Genomic DNA, 18,827 nt, shown 5'->3' on the forward strand with positions numbered 1-18,827 from the left:
GGGTGCCGTGGGCCGTGGTTAGTATGACCCGGATCACTCGACAGCAGCCGGGAGTCCGCACGTGCCAGCAGCGCAAGCCAAGCCGCGTCTCGTCCTCGCCACCTCCGCCGCCTCGTTGGCCGTGCTCCTCGTCGCCGGTTGCTCGGGGACGGACTCCGAGGGCGCGGCCCACCCCGAGGCCACCGCCACGGAGGGGAGCAGGCTCGACGAGATCCTGGACCGGGGCTCGCTCCAGGTGTGCACGACCGGTGACTACCGGCCCTTCACCTTCCTCGACTCCGATCCGGACGAGTTCACCGGCATCGACGTCGACATGGCCCGTGACCTGGCCGACGACCTCGGCGTGGAGATCGAGTGGACCCGGACCACCTGGGACGACCTCATGGAGGACTTCCTCGCCGGGTGCGACGTCGCGGTCGGCGGCATCTCGGTCAACACCGAACGCGCCCAGCGGGTGTACTTCTCCGCCCCGCTCATGGAGGACGGCAAGACCCCGATCACCCTGTGCGAGAACGTGGACGACTACCGCACCATCGAGCAGATCAACCAGCCCGGGGTGCGTTCCATCATGCCCAGCGGCGGCACCAACCAGGTGTTCGCCGAGGAGCACTACCCGGACGGCGACCTCGTCACGCACGACAACAACACGATCTTCGACGAGATCGTCGCGGGCCGGGCCGATGTGATGACCACCGACGCCTCCGAGGTGCTGTGGGTGGCCAACGAGTACGAGGAGCTGTGCGCCGTCAACCCCGAGGAGCCCTTCGACTTCTTCGAGAAGGCGTTCATGCTGCCCCGGGGTGACGACGTGTTCAAGCACTACGTGGACCAGTGGCTGAACATGGCGCTCAACGACGGCACCTACGACCGCATCGTCGAGCCCTGGTTCGGGGAGGACGTCCAGCTCTGAGTCCGGAGGGCGTCGCGTCCGGGCGCGACGTCGGGGCACCCCCGCTTCCGGGGGTGCCCCGCCTCGGGAAGCCCGCATCCTCGACCGGGACGGGTCCACCGCCCCGGGTTCAGTCCCGCGCGACGGCGGCGAAGTGCGCCGCCATCCGGCCGTGGTCGGGAACCAGTCCCGTGATCAGCTCCAACGCCTGGGCGGCCTGGAACACCGCCATGCCACCGCCGTCCAGGGTGGCGCACCCGATCCGCTCGGCTCCGGCGAGGAGCTCGGTGCGCAACGGCCGGTAGACGACGTCGGCCACCCACAGGTGCGGGCGCAGGAGCTCCGGGGCCACGGGAGGGGCCGGGTGGTGGGCCATCCCGGCCGGGGTGGCGTTCACCAGCCCGTCCGCCCGGGAGAGGAGCGTGTCCACCGCCGAGGGAGGGGCCGCACTGCACCGGGCGCCCGCGAACCGGCCCCGCAGGTCCCGGGTGAGTCCCTCGGCCCGGTCCCGGTCGGTGTCCACCACCGTGAGGTCCCGCGTGCCGGAGGTCATGAGGGCGTGGGCCACCGCCGCACCGGCCCCTCCCGCGCCCAGCAACACCACCCGCTCCCTCGGCACGGTGGGCAGACCCCGTTCCAGGGAGCGGGCGAAGGCCGACCAGTCCGTGTTGTGCCCCACCGCGCGCCCGCCGTCGAACACCACCGTGTTCACCGCGCCCAGCGCGGCGGCGTCGGGGGTGAGCTCGTCCAGGTGGGGCAGGACGAGCTGTTTGCACGGGTGGGTGATGTTCAGTCCGTCGAACCCGTAACGGGGGGCGGAGCGCACGAGCTCACCGACCGACGACGCCGACAGCCCCCAGGTGTCGAGGTCGATGCGACGGTAGACCAGGCGGCGCCCGAGCTCGGCCGCCTCCGTCTCGTGCATGGCCGGGGTCAGGGAGGGACCGATCCCCGAACCGATCAGCCCCACCAGGAAGGAGGGGGCGCCGGGAGGGTGGGCCGGAGTGCGCACGGCCCCGTCGTCGCTGGTCGGGCCCCTCACGTCCACTGCTCCGCGCGGTGCTTCGCGCGGTGCGCCGCCATCCGCACCGCGGTGTTGGACGCACCGTACCCCTCATAGCCGTCCACCCGCTGCACGACTTCGAAGAACAACCGGCCGCCCAGCAGGGGTGTGTAGAGGTGCCAGAAGCCTCCCGTGCCGTCGGTGTCGTAGAGGATGCCCAGATCGCGCATGAGCGCGAGCCGTTCCGGGGACAGATCCGTTCTGGCGGCGAGGTCGTCGTAGTGGTTGTCGGGGACCCGGATCGGAGGCTCCCCGGCGGCGACCATGGCACCGGCGACCGCGACGATGTCGTCACAGGCCAGGGCGACGTGCTGGGACCCGCCGGTGGCGTCGGCCTGGGGGCCGCGCCCCAGCACGGACACGTTGAGCGCGACGCGGAGCCCCGACCCCGACCCCGTGTGTGGCCGGGTCAGGACGCGGCTCCGGACCAGTCCGTCGGGCGAGGACAGGTCGGTGTTCTCCGACGGGGAGAGCCCGAACAGGGCCCGGTAGAAGAGGGAGGCCTCGTCGAAGTGGTCGAAGGGCTGGTGCAGTCCGACGTGGTCGATGCCGGTGACCGGGGTCGACGCCCCGTCGCTCCGGTGGCCCACCGCGGGTGCGGAGAAGTCCTCCGTCCAGTCCACCCCGCCGGACGACCCCGGCGGGCACAGGAAGACGGCGGTCCCGTCGGGCGCGGCGACGGCCGGTATGCGTGCCTCCGACGGGTCCCGGCGACGGGACAGCTCCGGAGCCGAGAGCGCCTCGGCCCTGGCCGCGACCCGGGCCGGATCGGTGACCTCGATGCCCAGAGCCGTCACGGCGGCGTCGCCGGTCCAGGTGTGCCCGAGCCTCGGGTCGGCGGAGTTCAGCAGGATCCGGGTGCGCCCGTGCTCCCACAGCTCGACGGGTTTGGAGCGGTGGTCGCGGGTGTGCGCGAACCCCAGAGCGGACAGCACCGAGCGGGTGCGCCCGGCGGCCGGTTCGGCTGCCGCGACCTCGACGAACGCGAAGTCCTCGGGCGGCACGAGGTCCGGGAGCCGGGTCAGGTGGACGGCGTCCCGGTGCGGTACCGAGGACTGACGGGGGTCGACGGACCCCCGTGCCCGGGCCACGGCGTCCTCCAGGGCGGACAGCGAACGCAGGGCGTCGGCCGCCGTCCGCTCCGGGTCGGAGGCGCGGAAGACGTCGTTGAACACCTCCAGCGACAGGGGGCCCCGGTAGCCCGCGGCGATCACGTGGCCGGTGAAGGCCACCAGGTCGAAACCCCCCTGCCCGGGGAAGCAGCGGTGGTGGCGGCTCCACTGGAGCACGTCCATGTCCATGCGCGGAGCGTCGGCGAGCTGGAGGAAGAGGATGCGGTCCGAGGGGATGTCCCGGATACCCGAGGGGTCATCCCCCCTGGAGAGGATGTGGAAGCTGTCCAGGCACAGGCCCAGCGCGGGGTGGTCGGCCGCTTCCACGATCCACCACGAGTGCTCGTAGGTCGAGACGTGCCGTCCCCAGGCCAGCGCTTCGTAGGCGACGCGCACGCCGTAGGGCTCGGCCGTCTCGGCCAGGGCACGCAGCTGGGCGGCGGCCAGCGCGTCGTCGTCGATAGCCGTGGCGGTCGCGTTGGAGCAGACCAGCAGGGTGTCCACCCCGAGTTCGACCATGAGCGCGAACTTGGCCTCGGCGCGCCGCAGGTTGGCCGCGAGCCGGGTGCCGTCCACGCCCTCGAAGTCCCGGAAGGGCTGGTAGAGGTCGATGGTCAGGCCGAGCTCCCCGGCCAGGGCGCGGATCTCGCGCGGGGTCAGGGGTGAGGCGAGGAGGTCGTTCTCGAAGATCTCCACGCCGTCGAAGCCGACCTTGGCGGCCGCGCTCAGTTTCTCTTCCAGGGTTCCGCTGAGGGAGACCGTGGCGATGGATCGCCGCATGTCCTTCAGGCTCCGTTTCCGTTCTCAGGGTGCTCACGCCGCGCCGGTGTGGGCCGGTGCGGAGGTGGAGTGGGACGGGGCCGACGGTGCCGGTGACCGACGGCCCCCGCGCTCAGGCCGACTCCCGGAAGGCCTCGTAGAGCTCCAGCTCCTCGCCCTGGAGCGTGGACAGGAAGTGCTCGTGGACCTGGGCCCGGAAGGCCTCCACGTCCACGTCGTCGATGACCTCCATGGCGCCGCTGGCCTCCCACTCGGAGAGGACCTCCGCCTCCGCCTCCTCGATGCAGGCACGGTTCTCCTCCCGGACCTGGCTGACCGCCTCCTGGAGCACCTCCCGCTGCGTCGCGGAGAGCCCTTCCCAGGTCTGCCCGGAGACCACGATCATCTGGGAGCCGATCTGGTGCCCGGAGAGGCTGACGTGGGACTGCACCTCGGAGTAGTTGTCGGCGTCGACGGTCGCGATCGGGTTCTCCTGGCCGTCGACGGTTCCCTGCTGGAGGGCCATGTAGACCTCCTCGAAGGCGACCGTCGTGGGGCTGGCCCCCATCGCCTCGGCGTTGGCGAGGTAGATGGGGGAGTCGGGGAACCGCATCCGCAGGCCGGAGAGGTCGGCGGGGGTGCGGATCGGCTGGTTGGCGGTGAAGTGCCGGTCCCCGAAGTACCAGACATCGAGGATCTTCGCCCCGGTGGCCTCCTCGAAGCCCTGCTTGGTGGCCTCGGCGGCCTCCGAGTCGAAGAAGGAGAACATGTGGTCGGCGTCGTCGAAGGCGTACGCGGCGTCGAAGACCCCGATCGGCGGGTGGGCGGAGCCCAGAGCCGCCGATCCCTGCACGTCCATGTCGATGTCGCCGGACATCACGGACGCGAAGGTCTCGGTGTTGTCGCCCAGCTGGCTGCCGGGGAAGGTGTCCACGCGGAAGCCCGCGTCGGCCTCGGCCACGTGCGCGGCCACCAGGTCGATGCCGCAGCGGGTGTGCGGGTGCTCCTCCGTGTAGCTGTTGGAGAAGGTGAGGACGGGCCCGTCGGTGTCGTCGCCCGCACCGCAGGCGGTGAGGACGAGCGCCGCCGCAGGCAGGAGCGCGGCGACGCGGAGACCGGTGTTCATGGTGGGACCTTTCGGTGGGGCGCGGGGAGTGGGTGGGGTCGGGGGTCGTGGGCGGCGAGGTCCGGTGGACGGTCGCTACAGGCCGAGTCGGCCGGGGAGGAAGAGGACGAGTTCGGGGGCCACGGTGAGCAGGCCGAGCACCGCCAGGAGGGGGATCAGGAACGGCGCCGTTCCTCGGAACACCTCGTGCATGGGGGTGCGGGTGGCTGATCCCAGGACGAAGAGCACACCGCCGATGGGCGGGGTGAGCAGGCCGATCATCAGGTTCACGATGGCGATCACCCCGAAGTGGACCGGGTCGACGCCGAACTGCACGGCGATCGGCAGCAGGACGGGCACGGTGATGACCAGGGCGGCGATCGGCTCCAGGATGGTGCCGATGAGGATCAGCGCCACGTTCACCAGCAGCAGGAACACCACGGGGCTGTCCGTGAAGCCCAACAGGAACGAGGCGATCTCCTGCGGGACCCGTTCCCGGGCCAGGACCCAGCCCAACAGCCCCGACGCGGCGAGGATGAGGGTGATCGACGCCGCCGTGGTGGCGGTCTCGACGGCGATGCTCCACAGGGAGCGCGGGGTCAGGCGCCGGTAGCAGAACCCGAGGACGAGGACGTAGGCGACGCCGACGGCGGCGGCCTCGGTCGGTGTGAAGAGGCCGCTGAGGATGCCGCCGAGCAGGAGCACCGGCGCCCCGAGAGGACCGATCACGCGCAGGGCGGCGGTCCGCAACTCGCCCGGCGCCGAGCGCCGTCCGGCGAGCTGGGGCTGCCTGCGGCTCCAGACGAAGACGTACAGCGCGAGGCCACCCGCGATGAGCAGGGCCGGGACCACGGCGGCGGCGAACAGGGCGGCGGTGGAGACCGCGGCCACCGAGGCGTAGACGATCGCGGGGATGCTCGGCGGCATCACCGGGCTGATGAGGCTGGAGGAGGCGGTCAGCCCCAGGGCGAAGCGCCGGGGGTAACCCCGGCTGGTCATGGCAGGGACGAGCATCTTGCCCATGCCCGCGACGTCGGCCAGGGCCGTGCCGCTGATCCACGAGAAGCCGACGCTGACGCCGATGTTCACGTAGCCCAGACTGGCGCGCACGCGGCCGAACAGCACCTGGGCGAAGGCGAAGATGCGGTCCGCGATCCCCGTGTGGTTGGCGACCACCCCCAGCAGGACGAACAGCGGGACCGCGAGCAGTGGGAAGCTGTTGACCTCCTGGGCCGCGGTGCGCAGGCTCAGCCCCGTCGACTGGTCCGTGACGATCATGTAGAGCAGGGTCGGCCCGAGGATCGCGAAGGCCACGGGGACCCGCAGCAGCAGGAGGACGAGGATGCCGGTGACGATCAGTGCGGCGCTCATTCGGCACGCTCCTCGGGAACGCTCTCCATCGCCGGGGGAGCGGGAACCAGGGTGTTGGCCAGGGCGCGCAGCGCGGCCAGGGACAGCCCGACCATGGGGATGACGTAGGTCCAGGACAGGGGGATGTTCAGGGCGGGTGTGGTCTGTGGGGGACCGGTGAAGACGAGCGCGGCGGCCTCGAACACGAAGCCGACGGCGATCGCCGCGACGACGAGGTTGGCCAGGACCCACACCCCGCGCAGGACCCGGCCGCGGGCCACGTGGTCGACGAGTTTCAGGGTGATGTGCTCGTCCCGGCCCACCAGGTAGCCGGCCAGGGAGAAGGTCAGCCACACCAGGCCGAACCGGGCCAGTTCGCCGGTCCAGACCCAGCCCGAGACCGGCAGGTGGCGCTGGGTCGCCTGGACGAGCATGAGGACGAGGATGAGGGTGAGCAGCAGGGCGCCGACGACGAGCTCGGCCCTCTCCAGGCAGCGGACCACCGTCCGCGCGGGACCCGGCGGCCCGGTGTCGTTCGGTTCGGGGGGTTGGGTCATCCCAGTCGGCTCCAGTCGGGAGGACACGGCTTCGCGCTGATCAGCGGCCGTGGGCGTGGCGGGTGTCACATTTTCGTGAACTCTAGGTATCCGTTCACGGTCGTGGCAAGCGATTGCCAAAAGTTGTCGCGAACCGGTAGGAAGGGGGCGAGATGAACACTCCGAGGCGCACGACCATCTACGACGTCGCGACCGAGGCGGGCGTGGCGGCCTCCACGGTCTCCCGGACCTTCGGCAACCCCCGCCGGGTGAACGCGACCACGCGCGAACACGTCCTCCGGGTCGCCGAACGGCTCGGGTACCGGCCGAACCCCCTGGCCACGGCCCTCCAGTCCGGGCACAAGGCGACCATCGCCATGCTGGTCCCCGACATCACCAACCCGCACTTCTTCGGCACGATCCGGGGTGCGGAACGGCGGGCCAGCGAGGCGGGCGTCACCTTCATCCTCGGCAACACCGAGGAGTCGGCGGCCAACGAACGCAACCAGATCGAACGGCTGGACCACTCGGTGGACGGCTTCGTCCTGGCGGCCAGCCGCATGAGCGACGAGACGACCGTGGGGATCGCCCAGAGCCACAACCTGGCGCTGGTCAACCGCGAGGTCGACGGCCTCCCCGGCGTCGTGGTCGACACCGGCCCGGGGAGCTGGCAGATCGTCGAGCACCTGGCCTCGCTGGGCCACCGGTCGATCGTCTACCTCTCCGGACCGCACCAGTCCTGGCTCGCCAACGAACGCTGGAAGGCGCTCAGGGCCGCGGCGGAGCGGCGCGGGCTCTCCGTCGGCCGACTCGGCCCGTTCCCGCCCAGGGTCAGCGGGGGCGGAGCCGCCGCCGACGCCGCCCTGGTCTCCGGGGCGACCGCGCTGGTGGCGCACAACGACCTCCTGGCCATCGGTGTCCTGCGCCGCCTGTCCGAACGCGGAGTGGCGGTCCCCGGGCGGGTCAGCGTGGTCGGCTACGACGACATCTTCGGTGCCGACCTGTGTGTTCCCGCCCTGACCACCCTCGCGGGTCCGGAGGACGAGGCGGGCCGGGTGGCGGTGGAACTCCTGCTGAGGAAGGGGTCGCTCTCCACGGCGCACCCGGCCCCGCAGCGGGTGGTCCTCCCCACCCACCTGGTGATCCGCGACTCCACGGGGCCCGCGGCGCGCTGAGGCGCCAGCCGGCTCCGGTCGGGCCCCAGCGCGCCGTCCCGGACGCGGGAGCGGGGATACGGGAACGGCCCGGGCACCGGCGCGTTCGCGCCTGGGGCACCCGGGCCGTGGGGGTCCGTCCGCCGAGCGGCCCTAGTGGGCGACGCCGCTCAGCTCGTTGGGGGCCTCGTCCAGCGTCACCGAGCCGGTGACCTCACCGGAGGCCAGGTCCACCGCGTGCACCTGGTTGGTGGACGGGTCGCTCACGTAGGCGGTGCCCCCGCGCACGAAGAGCGCGGGTCGGGGATCCTGCCACTCCACCGGCTCCTCCCACGTGTCCATCAGCTCGATGCTCCGGGTGAGCTCGCCCGAGTCGGGGTCGATCTCGTGCAGCGCCCCGTCGGTGCCCAGCACCAGGGCCTCACCAGCCGGGCCCCGGCCCAGGGAACGGAAGGTGTAGCTGGAGGGCAGGTCGACCAGTTCCAGGTCGCCCGTGGCGGTGTCGACCAGGGCGACGCGCTCGGGGCGTTCCAGTTCGGCGTCCGGGTCGGTCTTGTAGTCGCCCAGGATGACCGGCGACGCGTCCGAACCGGCCTGGTTGCCGATCCGTCCGTAGTCGTCCGGGCTCTCGACCTTGGTGAACGCGCCGTCCTGGTAGATCAGCGCGCCGTCCTGGCATCCGATCGCCACGGCCCCGCCCTGGGCCGCGCTCTCACCGTGCACGCCCGGGCAGTCCTCGCTGCGGGCGATCTCCTCCCCGTCGGCGTCCAGGACCAGAGCGCCGACACGCTCCTCCTCGTCGCCGAGGGTGAGCAGCATCTCGCCGTTCTCCAGCTCGACCGCCACCCCGTGGTGGGCCTCCTCGGTGGTGTGGACGTCGGTCTCCTCGGGCAGACCCGAGCCCAGCGCGTCGGTGTCGAAGGCGGTGACCTCCCCGGTGCCGTCCGCGAACAGGACGGTCCGGCCGCCGTGGCGCACCACGTGACCGGGGGTGTCGGCTTCGAAGAGGGTGTCGGTGAGCTCCGCCCCGGCCGCGTCGAGGACCTGGAAGCCCTCGGAGGTGGAGACGAACACGTGGCGGTCGTCCCCGGCGGGGTTGACCCGGTTGAAGCCCTCCATCTCGATGTCGGCCACCACGTCGAGGGACTCCCCGTCGAGGACGTACAGGCCTCCGTCGTAGGTGGTGACGAGGGGTTCCGTGGCCACGGTCTCGGCCGGGGTCCCCTCCTCGTCGGCACTCGCGGCGCCGTCGTCGGTTGCGGTTCCGCAGGCCGTCAGGAGGAGACCGGCGGAGAGCAGGGCGGGCAGGGCCGCCGCTCGGGTGGTGCGGTGCGAACGCATGCTTCTTCTCTCTCAGGGATGGGTGGTGCGGGGTCGGGGGGTGGCTGGGGGGTGGTCCGAAGGGCGGGACTCAGTCGTCGCGGAGTCCCGCGGTGATCGCCTCGGTGTTGGCGCGCATCATCTCCAGGTAGGTCTCGGCGCCGCCGCCCTCCTGACTCAGGGACTCGGTGAAGAGCGGGACCACCTCGATCTCCACCCCGGCCTCCTCGGCCATCACGGTGGCCAGGCGGTCGGGCTGGGAGGAGTCCGCGAAGACGGCGGAGACGCCCGCTTCCGCCACGGCGTCGGAGAGGTCCTTGAGGTCGGAGGTGCTGGGCGAGGCCAGGGTGGTCCCACTGGGGATCACCGCTCCGACGACCTCGAAGTCGTAGCGGTCCGCGAGGTAGCCGAAGACGTGGTGGTTGGTGACGAGCCTGCGGTTCCCGGCGGGCAGGGCGGCGAACTCCTCGCCCATCCACGCGTCGAGCTCGTCCACCTCGGCCGCGTACGACTCGGCGTTGGCGCGCACGGTGTCCGCGTCGACCCCGTCGACCTCCCCGATCACGCGCTCCGCGATCAGGTCGACGGCCAGCCCGACCCGGCCCGGGTCGGTCCAGAAGTGCGGATCGGGCTCGCCCTCGCTCTCGTCCGAGGTGTAGGGCAGCGGGTCGACGCCCGCACCGACCTCCAGGGCGGGTACCCCGGCCTCCTCGGCGGCGGCCACGTTGCGGGCGACCCCCTCCTCCAGGCCGAGGCCGTTGTGCACGACCAGGTCGGCGTTCTCCAGGGTCGCGGCCTCACGGGCGGAGATCGCGAAGGAGTGCGGGTCGGTGTCGGGCGGCATCAGCACGGTCACCGGAGCCTGGTCACCGACGATCCGCGCGGTGACGTCACCGAGGATGTTGGTGGTCACCACGACCCCGGTGCCGTCTCCCTCCGAGGAACAGGAGACCAGGGTGAGGGTGAGCGATGAGGCCGCGAGCACGGCGAGGGGGAGTCGGGGCAGCATGGCGGTCACCGTCCGGTCTGGATCATCAGGTGCGGCGCGATCCCCGGTTCGAGGGTGCGGGCCACACGGAGGTCGTCGGCGTAGTCGATCTCGTGGACGACCCCGGCCCCGGGATCGCTGACGTAGGCGCGGGAGGTGTCGGCCACGAGTGTGGGCGGGTGCTCGGGGTCCACCGCGTCCAGCAGGGGGGTGGCCGCCTCCTCCTCGCCGGTCTCCGGATCGAGCGCGCGCAGGGTTCCGTCGTCGGCCAGGGCCAGGATCGGCCCCTCCTCACCGGTCGCCGTCGCGGCCACGGTGCCGGGCTGGTCGTGGGCGCGCCACTCGGGGACGGCCAGATCCAGGACCCACAGGGTGTCGTCGTCGGGGAGCGCGGCCAGGACGGAGGAGCCGGAGCGGTGGTGGAGGGGGCCGGCGCGTTCCTCACCGGGGTGGGGGAGGGTCGCGGCCTCCAGTTCGCCGTCCTCCTCGGTGACGTGGAGGGTCCCCTCCGCGCAACCGACCACCAGGCCCCGGCGGGTGACGGCGGCACCGTCGGGGTCGGTGCAGGTCGCGTCGGGCGAGGCGAGGGGGGTGCCGTCGCGGTCGAGCACACCGACCGTCCCCTCGGCGTCCACGGTGACCAGGGCCCCCTGGTAGGGGTGGGCCGAGGTCCCCTCGTCGAGGGAGGGCCCGGCGGTGGTGACCGACCCCTCCTCCAGTTCCGTGCGTTCCAGCAGCAGTGACGTCCCCTGCGTGGTGAGGGAGGTCAGAGCGGTGTCGGTGACCACGTGCGCAGGGCCGGGGAGGTCCAGGGAACCGACGTGCCCGGAGCCGGTCCGGTAGTAGTGGTTGTGGTCTCCGTGGTCCACGGTCCACACGCCGCTGTCGAAGACCTCGGTGGTCCCCTCATCGGATGAACTCAGGTACGCGAAGCGGCCGTCGCCCCGGACGCCGTCCACCCCGGGGACCTCGCCCAGCTCCGTGACCTCCTCGGTGAGCAGGTCCAAGAGTCGCACCCGGCCGGTGTCGGTGTCGGCCACGACCAGCCGGAGCTGGGGCTCGGCGGCCTCCTCGGCCCCCTCGACGTAACCGTGCGGCGTCTCCTCCTCCACGGGCTCGGGTTCGGCGGCGGAGTCGCCGCCGGAGCAGCCAGCCAGCAGGATGATCAGGGCGGCCGCTCCCAGGGCGGCGGTGCGGTGTCGGCGGGTCACGGTGTCAGCGTTCCTTCCAGGGTGGTGGGCGGGGGCGCGTGGTCGGCGGGGGGTTCGCCGGTCGGGGGGCGTCGTCGGGCGAATCCGCGCGAGCGCGCGCCGGAGGCCAGGGCCGAGACGAAGAAGAAGGCCACCGCCGTGGCCGCGATGCTGGCCCCGGCCGCCGTCTCCCAGTGCCAGGAGACGAGCAGTCCGACGTAGGTGGCGGCGCCGCCCAGCAGCGCGGCGGTGAGCATGATGCCCGGGATGCTCCTGGCCCAGAGCAGAGCCGTGGCGGGCGGGGCGATGAGCAGACCGAACACCAGCAGGGTGCCGACCACGTGGAACGACGCGACCACGGCGAGCGTGACCAGGCCCAGCAGAGCGGCGTGCGCGACGCGCGGCGCCAGGCCCAGGGTGTGCGCCTTGCGGTGGTCGAAGGCCAGGGCGACGAACGCCCGGTGCCCGACCACCGCGACCACCAGGGCGGCGGCGAGGGAGAGCCCCAGGTGGAGCAGGTCCCGCTCACGCACGCCCAGGACGTCGCCGAAGAGGAACGCGGTGAGGTCGACCGCGAAGGACGCCGAGTGCGAGACCAGGATCACGCCGACCGAGAGCATCCCCACGAACAACAGGCCGATGCTCGTGTCCTGCGACAGCCGGGGTGAGCGGCTCAGCGCGGTGACCCCGGCGGCCATGGCCCCGGCCGCCAGGGCGGCGCCCAGGAACAGGCTCTGTCCGAACAGCGCGGCCAGTGCCACCCCGGGCAGCATGCCGTGCGACATCGCGTCCCCGAGGAAGGCCATGCCCCGCAGGACCACCCAGGTGCCGGCGATCGCGCAGACGGCCGAGACGAGGAGCCCCGCCCAGAGCGCACGCTGGACGAACGTGACCCCGAAGGGTTCGATCAGTGCTTCCATAGTGGGAGACTCTACAACGATAATCGTTTTCGTTTTCACATCGGGTCGGATCAGACCAACCCGACACACCAGGAACGGAGGTCGCGAGGATGAGGGTCGACCACGTGTACGCGGGCTACGACGGCACGGACGTCCTGCGGGGCGTCACCGCCGAGATCCCCGAAGGGGTCGTCACCGCCCTGGTCGGAGCCAACGGCGCGGGCAAGTCCACCCTGCTCGGGGTCCTGGCGGGCACGATCACCCCTCGGAGCGGAAGGGTGGTCCCGGCGCGCGGCGGTCGCCCGGCGTTCGTCGTGCAGCGCAGCGCGGTCCCGGACGCCCTGCCCCTCACCGTGCGCGCCACCGTGGCCATGGGCCGCTGGGCGCACCGGGGGTGGTGGCGCCCGCTCACCCGGAACGACCGCCGGGTGGTCGACCGACGTATGGAACAGGCCGGGGTCGCGGACCTGGCCGACCGCAGGCTGGGGGAGCTCTCCGGGGGGCAGCGCCAACGCGCCCTCATCGCCCAGGGGCTGGCTCAGGAAGCGTACCTGCTGCTGCTGGACGAACCCTCGGCGGGGCTGGACCACCACTCCGTGAACCGTGTTCGGGAGCTGGTCGCCGAGGTCGCCGCCGAGGGCGTCACCGTGGTGCACGCCACCCACTTCGCCGAGGAGGCGCGGGGCGCGGACCACGTCCTGTCCCTGGAGTCGGGCCGCGTGGTCGTCCCCGATCCCGACCGGTGAGTCCCGTGTCGGTCGCGGGTCCGGGTCCGCTCGGTGCCCGGGGCGGTCCCGACGGGCCGGTGGACGCCGGGTCGGGGAACGGCGGAGGAGTGGACCAGGGGATCTGGAGACGGGACCGCCCGGGCGCGGATCCCGTGGTGCTCGTCACTCGCGGGTAAGGGCAGGCTCCCCTTGGTTTGGCCTTCTCGGGGTCGCCCGGCATAGCCTGTGTGACGTGGTCAGACAAGGCAGGGCGGTGCGCGAGCGATCGGGGGCGGTGGAGAACCGCAGGCTTCCCTCGTACGGCGCGGGCGAGATCGACGTCCCCTACGTGGTTCACGGCACCGACGAGGTGATCGCGCGCGACACCTACTGGGAGGAGCACTCGCACCCCACGCACGAGCTGCTCTGGAACCTGCGCGGCGCCTCCACCGCCACGACCGGCGCACGGGTGTGGACCATCACCCCGTCGGTCGGCCTGTGGATTCCGGCCGGGACGCCCCACTCCGGATGGACCCCGGCGGGGACCTGGCACCACGCGGCCCAGTTCAGTGTGCACGCGGTCCCGGCCATCGCGGACACCACCGTCGCGGTGGAGGTCACCCCGCTCCTGCGCCTGTTGCTCGAACGGCTCAACACCGACGGCCTGGACCGGGAGTCGCGTGCCAGGACCGAGGCCGTGGTGCTCGACCTGCTGGCCCCGGCGCCGGTCGAGTTGCTGCTGAGGATCCCCGAGTCCGCGCTGCTGGAGCCGATCGTCGCCGCCGTGCGCGCGGACCCGGCGGACGACACGACCCTGGCCGCGTGGGCCGCGCGGCTCGGTGTCAGCACCCGCACCATCACGCGGGCCTTCCGCGCGCAGACCGGGCTCGGGTTCAGCCAGTGGTCGACGGCCGCGCGGGTGCAGCACGCGATCACGCTGCTGTCGGTGGGGGAGGAGATCGAGGAGGTGGCCGAGCGGGTCGGCTACCACTCCGCGAGCGCGTTCGGCGCGGTCTTCCGGAGGGTGACGGGCATGAGCCCCGGGCGGTTCCGGGTCCAGTGACGGCGGAATGTCCGTTCCGCGAGGTTCGGTGTCCCTTTCGAGCGATTGCGAACCAACTGAGTGCACCCTAAATTCGGTTAGGCAAACCTAACTCCCGGTTTCCGGGGTTGGTCACCACCGGAAGGACACCATGACCCGCGCCCCACGGCTGGCCGCGATCGCCACCGCCGCACTCATCCCCCTCACCCTCGCCGCGTGCTCCTCCTCACCCTCCGGGGAGGGCGACGGCGCCTCCGGCGAGTGGACCCCCGTCACCGTCGAGCACGCCCTCGGAACGACCACCATCGACTCCGAGCCGGAACGGGTCGCCACGGTCAACTGGGCCAACCACGAGGTCCCGCTCGCCCTGGGCGTCGTCCCGGTCGGCATGGCCGCCGCCACCTTCGGTGACGACGACGACAACGGCGTGCTCCCGTGGGTCGAGGAGAAGCTCGAGGAGCTGGACGCCGAGACCCCCGTCCTCTTCGACGAGACCGACGGCATCGACTTCGAGGCCGTCGCCGACACCCGGCCCGACGTCATCCTCGCCGCGTACTCCGGCCTCACGCAGGAGGACTACGACACCCTCAGCGAGATCGCCCCCGTCGTCGCCTACCCGGAGACGGCCTGGGGCACCTCCTGGCGCGACACCATCGAGCTCAACAGCGCCGCCATCGGCAGGGCCGACGAGGGCGCCGAGCTCATCGCCGACCTGGAGGCCGAGATCGACGCCGCGGTCGCCGAGTACCCGCAGATCGAGGGCGCGGCGGCGATGTTCATGACGCACGTGGACACCACCGACCTCAGCGAGGTCAGCTTCTACACGACCCACGACACCCGGGCGCTGTTCTTCGAGGACATCGGCATGGTCACCCCCGAGAGCGTCGCCACCGCCTCCGCCGAGACCGACCAGTTCTCCCTCACCCACAGCGCCGAGCAGGCCGACGCCTTCGACGACGTCGAGATCATCGTCACCTACGGCGGCGAGGAGCTGGTCGAGGCGCTGGAGGGCGACCCGCTGCTGTCGCAGATGCCCGCCGTCGAGAACGCGGCCGTGGTGAACCTGCCCGGTGACAGCCCGCTCGGCACCGCCGCGAACCCGACCCCGCTGTCGATCTCGTGGATCCTCGACGACTACCTGTCGCTCCTGGCCGAGGCCGCTGACGGAGCGCAGTGACCACCCGAACCGCATCCCCTGAGGCGGGGGCCGCCACCGTGCGGTCCCCGCGCCGGGGCAGGCCCCTCTGGCTGCTCCTGGTCCTCGCCGTCCTGCTGGTCCTGATGTTCCTCTCCGTCTCGGTCGGATCCCGCGACGTCCAGTGGGCCGACATCGTGGCGGCCTTCGGCGGATCGGCCGAGGGCTTCGACGAGGCGGCCGTGGCCAAACGCATCCCACGGACCCTGCTCGCCGTGCTCGTGGGCGCGGCGCTCGGGGTCTCGGGCGCGGTCATGCAGGGCGTGACCCGCAACCCGCTGGCCGACCCCGGCATCCTGGGCGTGAACATGGGTGCCTCGCTGGCCGTCGTCATCGGCATGGCCCACCTCGGCCTGGCCACGGCCACCGGCTTCATCTGGGCCGGTATCGTCGGCGCGGCCGTCACGGCCCTGTTCGTGCACGTCATCGGATCCCTGGGTCGGGGAGGCGCGAGCCCGCTGAAGCTGGCGCTGGCCGGTGCGGCCACCTCCGCCGCGCTGTCCTCGTTCATCAGCGCCGTCGTGCTGCCCCGCAACGACATCGCCGACGGGGTCCGCTCCTGGCAGATCGGCGGTGTGGGCGGCGGCACGTTCGCGTCCATCTCCCACGTACTGCCCTTCCTGGTGGTCGGGTTCGTCGTGTGCCTTCTCTCCGCCCGGGGCCTCAACCTCCTGGCGCTGGGCGACGACCTCGCCGCCGGACTGGGCGAGCGCGTCGCGATCTCGCGGGTCACCGCCTCGGTCGGCTCCGTCGTGCTGTGCGGCGCCAGCACCGCCGTCACCGGCCCGATCGGGTTCGTCGGCCTCGTGATCCCGCACGTGTGCCGCCTGCTCGTGGGCGTCGACCACCGCTGGCTGCTGCCGTTCTCGGCCCTGACCGGCGCCGCGCTGCTGACCGCCGCCGACGTGGTCGGCCGCGTGGTGGCCCGCCCCGGACAGATCGATGTGGGGATCGTGACCGCGCTGGTGGGCGCCCCCTTCTTCATCTACATCGTCCGACGTCAGAAGGTTCGTTCCCTGTGAGCATCTCCACCGTCGAGACCGTCACGCGCGGTCGCGCGCGCCGGGCGCGGCGACGGCACACCGTGATCGTCGTCCTCGCCCTCCTGCTCGTGGTCGGCTTCTCCGTCACCCTCATGGTGGGACAGACCTTCTACCCGCCCGGTGACGTCGCCCGGGTGATCCTCGGCCAGGACGTCCCCGGAGCCTCCTTCACGGTCGGACGGCTCCGCCTGCCCCGCGCCGTGCTCGCGATCGCCGCCGGGGCCTGCTTCGGGCTGGCCGGAGTGACCTTCCAGACCATGCTGCGCAACCCCCTGGCCAGCCCGGACATCATCGGTATCAGTGCCGGGGCGAGCGCGGCGGCGACCTTCGCGATCGTGGTGCTCTCCCTGGACGGGGCCGGGGTGTCGGTCTTCGCGATCGTCGCCGGGCTCGGGGTGGCGCTGGTGATCTACCTGCTGTCGTACAAGGACGGGGTCTCGGGCACCCGGCTCATCCTCATCGGCATCGGCGTCGCGGCCATGCTCCACAGCATCACCTCCCACATCCTGGACCGCGCGGCCACCTGGGACCACCAGGAGGCGATGCGCTGGCTCACCGGGAGCCTCAACGGCGCCGGGTGGGGAGCGACGGTGCCGGTCGTCGTCGCGCTGGCGCTCATCACGCCGCTGCTCCTGGGCCAGTCCGGAAACCTCTCGGCCCTCCAACTGGGCGACGACACCGCCTCGGCGCTGGGCGTCCGGGTGGACCGCACCCGGCTCCTGGCGGTGGTCGGGGCGGTCGGGCTCATCGCCTTCGCCACCGCCGCGTCCGGGCCGATCGCCTTCGTGGCCTTCCTTTCCGGGCCGATCGCCGCCCGCCTGGTGGGCTCGGACGGCTCCCTGCTGGTGCCCTCCGCCCTGGTGGGCGCCCTCCTCGTCCTGGTCGCCGACTTCTGCGGTCAGTTCGCCTTCGGGACCCGGTTCCCCGTCGGGGTCGTCACCGGGGTGCTCGGCGCCCCCTACCTCGTCTACCTCATCATCCGCAGCAACCGCGTGGGAGGCTCCCTGTGACCACGGACCACTCGCTCCTCGTCGAGGACCTGACGCTCGGGTACAAGGACCGCGACGTCATCGACTCCCTGGACCTGGCCGTGCCGCCGGGACGGATCACCGCGATCGTCGGCGCCAACGCCTGCGGCAAGTCCACCCTGCTGCGCTCGATGTCGCGGCTGCTGGCGCCGCGCTCCGGCCGGGTCCTGCTGGACGGCAGGGAGGTCCACCGCACGCAGCCGAAGGAGGTCGCGCGGACCCTGGGCCTGCTCCCGCAGTCACCGGTGGCCCCGGAGGGCATCACGGTGAGCGACCTCGTGGGTCGTGGACGCCACCCCCACCAGCGGTTGTTCACCCGCTGGAGCAACGAGGACGACGAAGCGGTCGCGGAGGCCCTGGAGGCGACCGGGACGGTGGAGCTCGCGGACCGGCCCGTGGACGAGCTCTCCGGCGGGCAGCGCCAGAGGGTGTGGATCGCCATGGCGCTGGCCCAGCGCACGGACCTGCTCCTGTTGGACGAACCGACCACGTTCCTGGACGTCAGTCACCAGGTGGAGGTCCTGGACCTGCTCACCGACCTCAACGCGTCGCGCGGGACCACGGTCGTGCTGGTCCTGCACGACCTCAACCTGGCTGCGCGCTACGCCGACCACCTGATCGCGCTCGCCGGGGGCGGGCTGCACGCGGCGGGTCCACCGGAGCGGGTGCTCACCCCGGAGGCGGTGCGGGTGGTGTTCGGCATGGAGAGCCAGATCATCACCGACCCCACGTCGGGGAAGCCGTTGATGCTCCCCATCGGCCGACACCACCGGGCCGTGTCGGTGGACTGAGCGGCCCCGCGCCGTCGGAGGGCGGCGGCCGACTGTGGGGTTGACAGAACTGGATTGTGAGTGTGTACTCACACCCATGAGTCCGAAAGACGGAGGGCGTTCGACGGCGGAGGCGCGCCGGGCCCTGATCCTGAGGCACGCGGTGTCCGCCTTCGCGAAGGGCGGGTACCACGCGACCCCGGTGACCGACATCGCTGACGCCGCCGGGATCTCCCAGGCCTACGTCTTCCGACTGTTCGGGAGCAAGCTGGGGCTGTTCACGGCGACGCTGGAACTGTGCTTCGAGCGCGTGGAACAGGCCCTGCGGGAAGGGGCGGAGGGCTCCCTCGGGGGTTCGGCCGCCCAGGTCCTGGAGGGGATGGGCGACGCCTACGCGGCGCTGATCGCCGACCGGGACCTGCTCATGCTCCAGGTGCACGCCCAGAGCGCCACCGACGTCCCCGAGATCCGCGAGGCGTTCAGGAAGGGCTACGCCTCGGCGGTCACCCTGGCGCACTCGCTCTCGGGGGGTACCCGCGACCAGGTCCAGTACTTCTTCGCCATGGGCCTGATGTGCCACCTGATCACCGCCCTCGACCTGGACGAGGTGGACGCCCCGTGGGCGCGCACCCTGGCCAACGGCATGACCCACCACCCCCGATCCACGGGGTGACGCG

18 protein-coding genes are annotated in these 18,827 nt (G+C 72.1%); 9 read left to right on the top strand and 9 right to left on the bottom strand.

Annotation, left to right across the window (positions count from 1 at the left end; all coding sequences use genetic code 11):
• Positions 1-61 precede the first annotated feature (61 nt).
• Positions 62-910 carry a transporter substrate-binding domain-containing protein gene (locus tag ACFW3L_RS13555; RefSeq protein ID WP_378739924.1) on the top strand — a complete coding sequence of 283 codons (849 nt, stop codon included), beginning with the start codon at positions 62-64 and terminating at the stop codon, positions 908-910.
• A gap of 109 nt (positions 911-1,019) precedes the next feature.
• Here the strand turns inward: ACFW3L_RS13555 and ACFW3L_RS13560 are convergent, their stop codons facing one another.
• From ACFW3L_RS13560 to ACFW3L_RS13580, 5 genes are all read right to left on the bottom strand, one after another.
• Entirely contained in the window at positions 1,020-1,931 is a 912-nt protein-coding gene (locus tag ACFW3L_RS13560; protein WP_378739926.1) for a shikimate dehydrogenase, read from the bottom strand.
• The gene (locus ACFW3L_RS13565; RefSeq protein WP_378739928.1) at positions 1,928-3,844 is read right to left on the bottom strand and encodes a TIM barrel protein; all 1,917 of its coding nucleotides are present in this window, start codon (positions 3,842-3,844) and stop codon (positions 1,928-1,930) included. Before ACFW3L_RS13565 ends, ACFW3L_RS13560 begins: the two co-directional genes overlap by 4 nt.
• Positions 3,845-3,956: 112 nt before the next feature.
• Positions 3,957-4,949, bottom strand: coding sequence for a DctP family TRAP transporter solute-binding subunit (locus ACFW3L_RS13570; protein WP_378739930.1), 993 nt, complete (start codon positions 4,947-4,949; stop codon positions 3,957-3,959).
• 75 nt (positions 4,950-5,024) lie between these two features.
• Positions 5,025-6,299: a TRAP transporter large permease gene (locus ACFW3L_RS13575; protein WP_378739932.1), complete on the bottom strand. Its 1,275-nt coding sequence runs from the start codon at positions 6,297-6,299 to the stop codon at positions 5,025-5,027.
• Positions 6,296-6,835 carry a TRAP transporter small permease subunit gene (locus ACFW3L_RS13580; protein ID WP_352388438.1) on the bottom strand — a complete coding sequence of 180 codons (540 nt, stop codon included), beginning with the start codon at positions 6,833-6,835 and terminating at the stop codon, positions 6,296-6,298. Before ACFW3L_RS13580 ends, ACFW3L_RS13575 begins: the two co-directional genes overlap by 4 nt.
• A gap of 152 nt (positions 6,836-6,987) precedes the next feature.
• Here ACFW3L_RS13580 and ACFW3L_RS13585 point away from each other — a divergent pair, with 152 nt between their 5' ends.
• A complete protein-coding gene (locus tag ACFW3L_RS13585) occupies positions 6,988-7,989 on the top strand; it encodes a LacI family DNA-binding transcriptional regulator (protein ID WP_378739935.1) in 1,002 nt (333 codons plus the stop codon).
• 132 nt (positions 7,990-8,121) lie between these two features.
• Here the strand turns inward: ACFW3L_RS13585 and aztD are convergent, their stop codons facing one another.
• The 4 genes from aztD to aztB form a co-directional block, all read right to left on the bottom strand.
• Positions 8,122-9,309 carry a zinc metallochaperone AztD gene (gene aztD / locus ACFW3L_RS13590; RefSeq protein WP_378739937.1) on the bottom strand — a complete coding sequence of 396 codons (1,188 nt, stop codon included), beginning with the start codon at positions 9,307-9,309 and terminating at the stop codon, positions 8,122-8,124.
• A 70-nt stretch (positions 9,310-9,379) separates the two neighbouring features.
• A complete protein-coding gene (gene aztC / locus ACFW3L_RS13595; RefSeq protein WP_378739939.1) occupies positions 9,380-10,297 on the bottom strand; it encodes a zinc ABC transporter substrate-binding protein AztC in 918 nt (305 codons plus the stop codon).
• A gap of 5 nt (positions 10,298-10,302) precedes the next feature.
• Positions 10,303-11,487, bottom strand: a complete 1,185-nt coding sequence (locus tag ACFW3L_RS13600) for an ABC transporter (protein WP_378739941.1) — start codon at positions 11,485-11,487, stop codon at positions 10,303-10,305.
• Positions 11,484-12,386, bottom strand: a complete 903-nt coding sequence (aztB, locus tag ACFW3L_RS13605) for a zinc ABC transporter permease AztB (RefSeq protein ID WP_378739943.1) — start codon at positions 12,384-12,386, stop codon at positions 11,484-11,486. Before aztB ends, ACFW3L_RS13600 begins: the two co-directional genes overlap by 4 nt.
• Before the next feature lie 89 nt (positions 12,387-12,475).
• Between aztB and aztA the strand changes: the two genes are divergently transcribed.
• The 7 genes from aztA to ACFW3L_RS13640 all read left to right on the top strand — a co-directional run bounded on the left by aztA (position 12,476) and on the right by ACFW3L_RS13640 (position 18,823).
• Positions 12,476-13,111, top strand: coding sequence for a zinc ABC transporter ATP-binding protein AztA (gene aztA, locus ACFW3L_RS13610; protein WP_378739946.1), 636 nt, complete (start codon positions 12,476-12,478; stop codon positions 13,109-13,111).
• Positions 13,112-13,325: 214 nt separating this feature from the next.
• Positions 13,326-14,135, top strand: a complete 810-nt coding sequence (locus ACFW3L_RS13615) for a helix-turn-helix domain-containing protein (protein ID WP_378739948.1) — start codon at positions 13,326-13,328, stop codon at positions 14,133-14,135.
• Positions 14,136-14,265: 130 nt separating this feature from the next.
• The gene (locus ACFW3L_RS13620; RefSeq protein WP_378739950.1) at positions 14,266-15,291 is read left to right on the top strand and encodes an iron-siderophore ABC transporter substrate-binding protein; all 1,026 of its coding nucleotides are present in this window, start codon (positions 14,266-14,268) and stop codon (positions 15,289-15,291) included.
• Positions 15,288-16,331: a FecCD family ABC transporter permease gene (locus ACFW3L_RS13625; RefSeq protein ID WP_378739952.1), complete on the top strand. Its 1,044-nt coding sequence runs from the start codon at positions 15,288-15,290 to the stop codon at positions 16,329-16,331. The genes ACFW3L_RS13620 and ACFW3L_RS13625 overlap by 4 nt, the downstream gene beginning before the upstream one ends.
• On the top strand, positions 16,328-17,362 hold the full coding sequence (locus tag ACFW3L_RS13630; RefSeq protein WP_378739954.1) for a FecCD family ABC transporter permease: 1,035 nt from the start codon (positions 16,328-16,330) through the stop codon (positions 17,360-17,362). The genes ACFW3L_RS13625 and ACFW3L_RS13630 overlap by 4 nt, the downstream gene beginning before the upstream one ends.
• A complete protein-coding gene (locus tag ACFW3L_RS13635; protein WP_378739957.1) occupies positions 17,359-18,171 on the top strand; it encodes an ABC transporter ATP-binding protein in 813 nt (270 codons plus the stop codon). Before ACFW3L_RS13630 ends, ACFW3L_RS13635 begins: the two co-directional genes overlap by 4 nt.
• 76 nt (positions 18,172-18,247) lie before the next feature.
• Entirely contained in the window at positions 18,248-18,823 is a 576-nt protein-coding gene (locus ACFW3L_RS13640) for a TetR/AcrR family transcriptional regulator (protein ID WP_378739960.1), read from the top strand.
• Positions 18,824-18,827: the final 4 nt, after the last annotated feature.

It is taken from the genome of Nocardiopsis sp. NPDC058789, assembly GCF_042745575.1.
Classification (GTDB): Bacteria; Actinomycetota; Actinomycetes; order Streptosporangiales; family Streptosporangiaceae; genus Nocardiopsis; species Nocardiopsis eucommiae.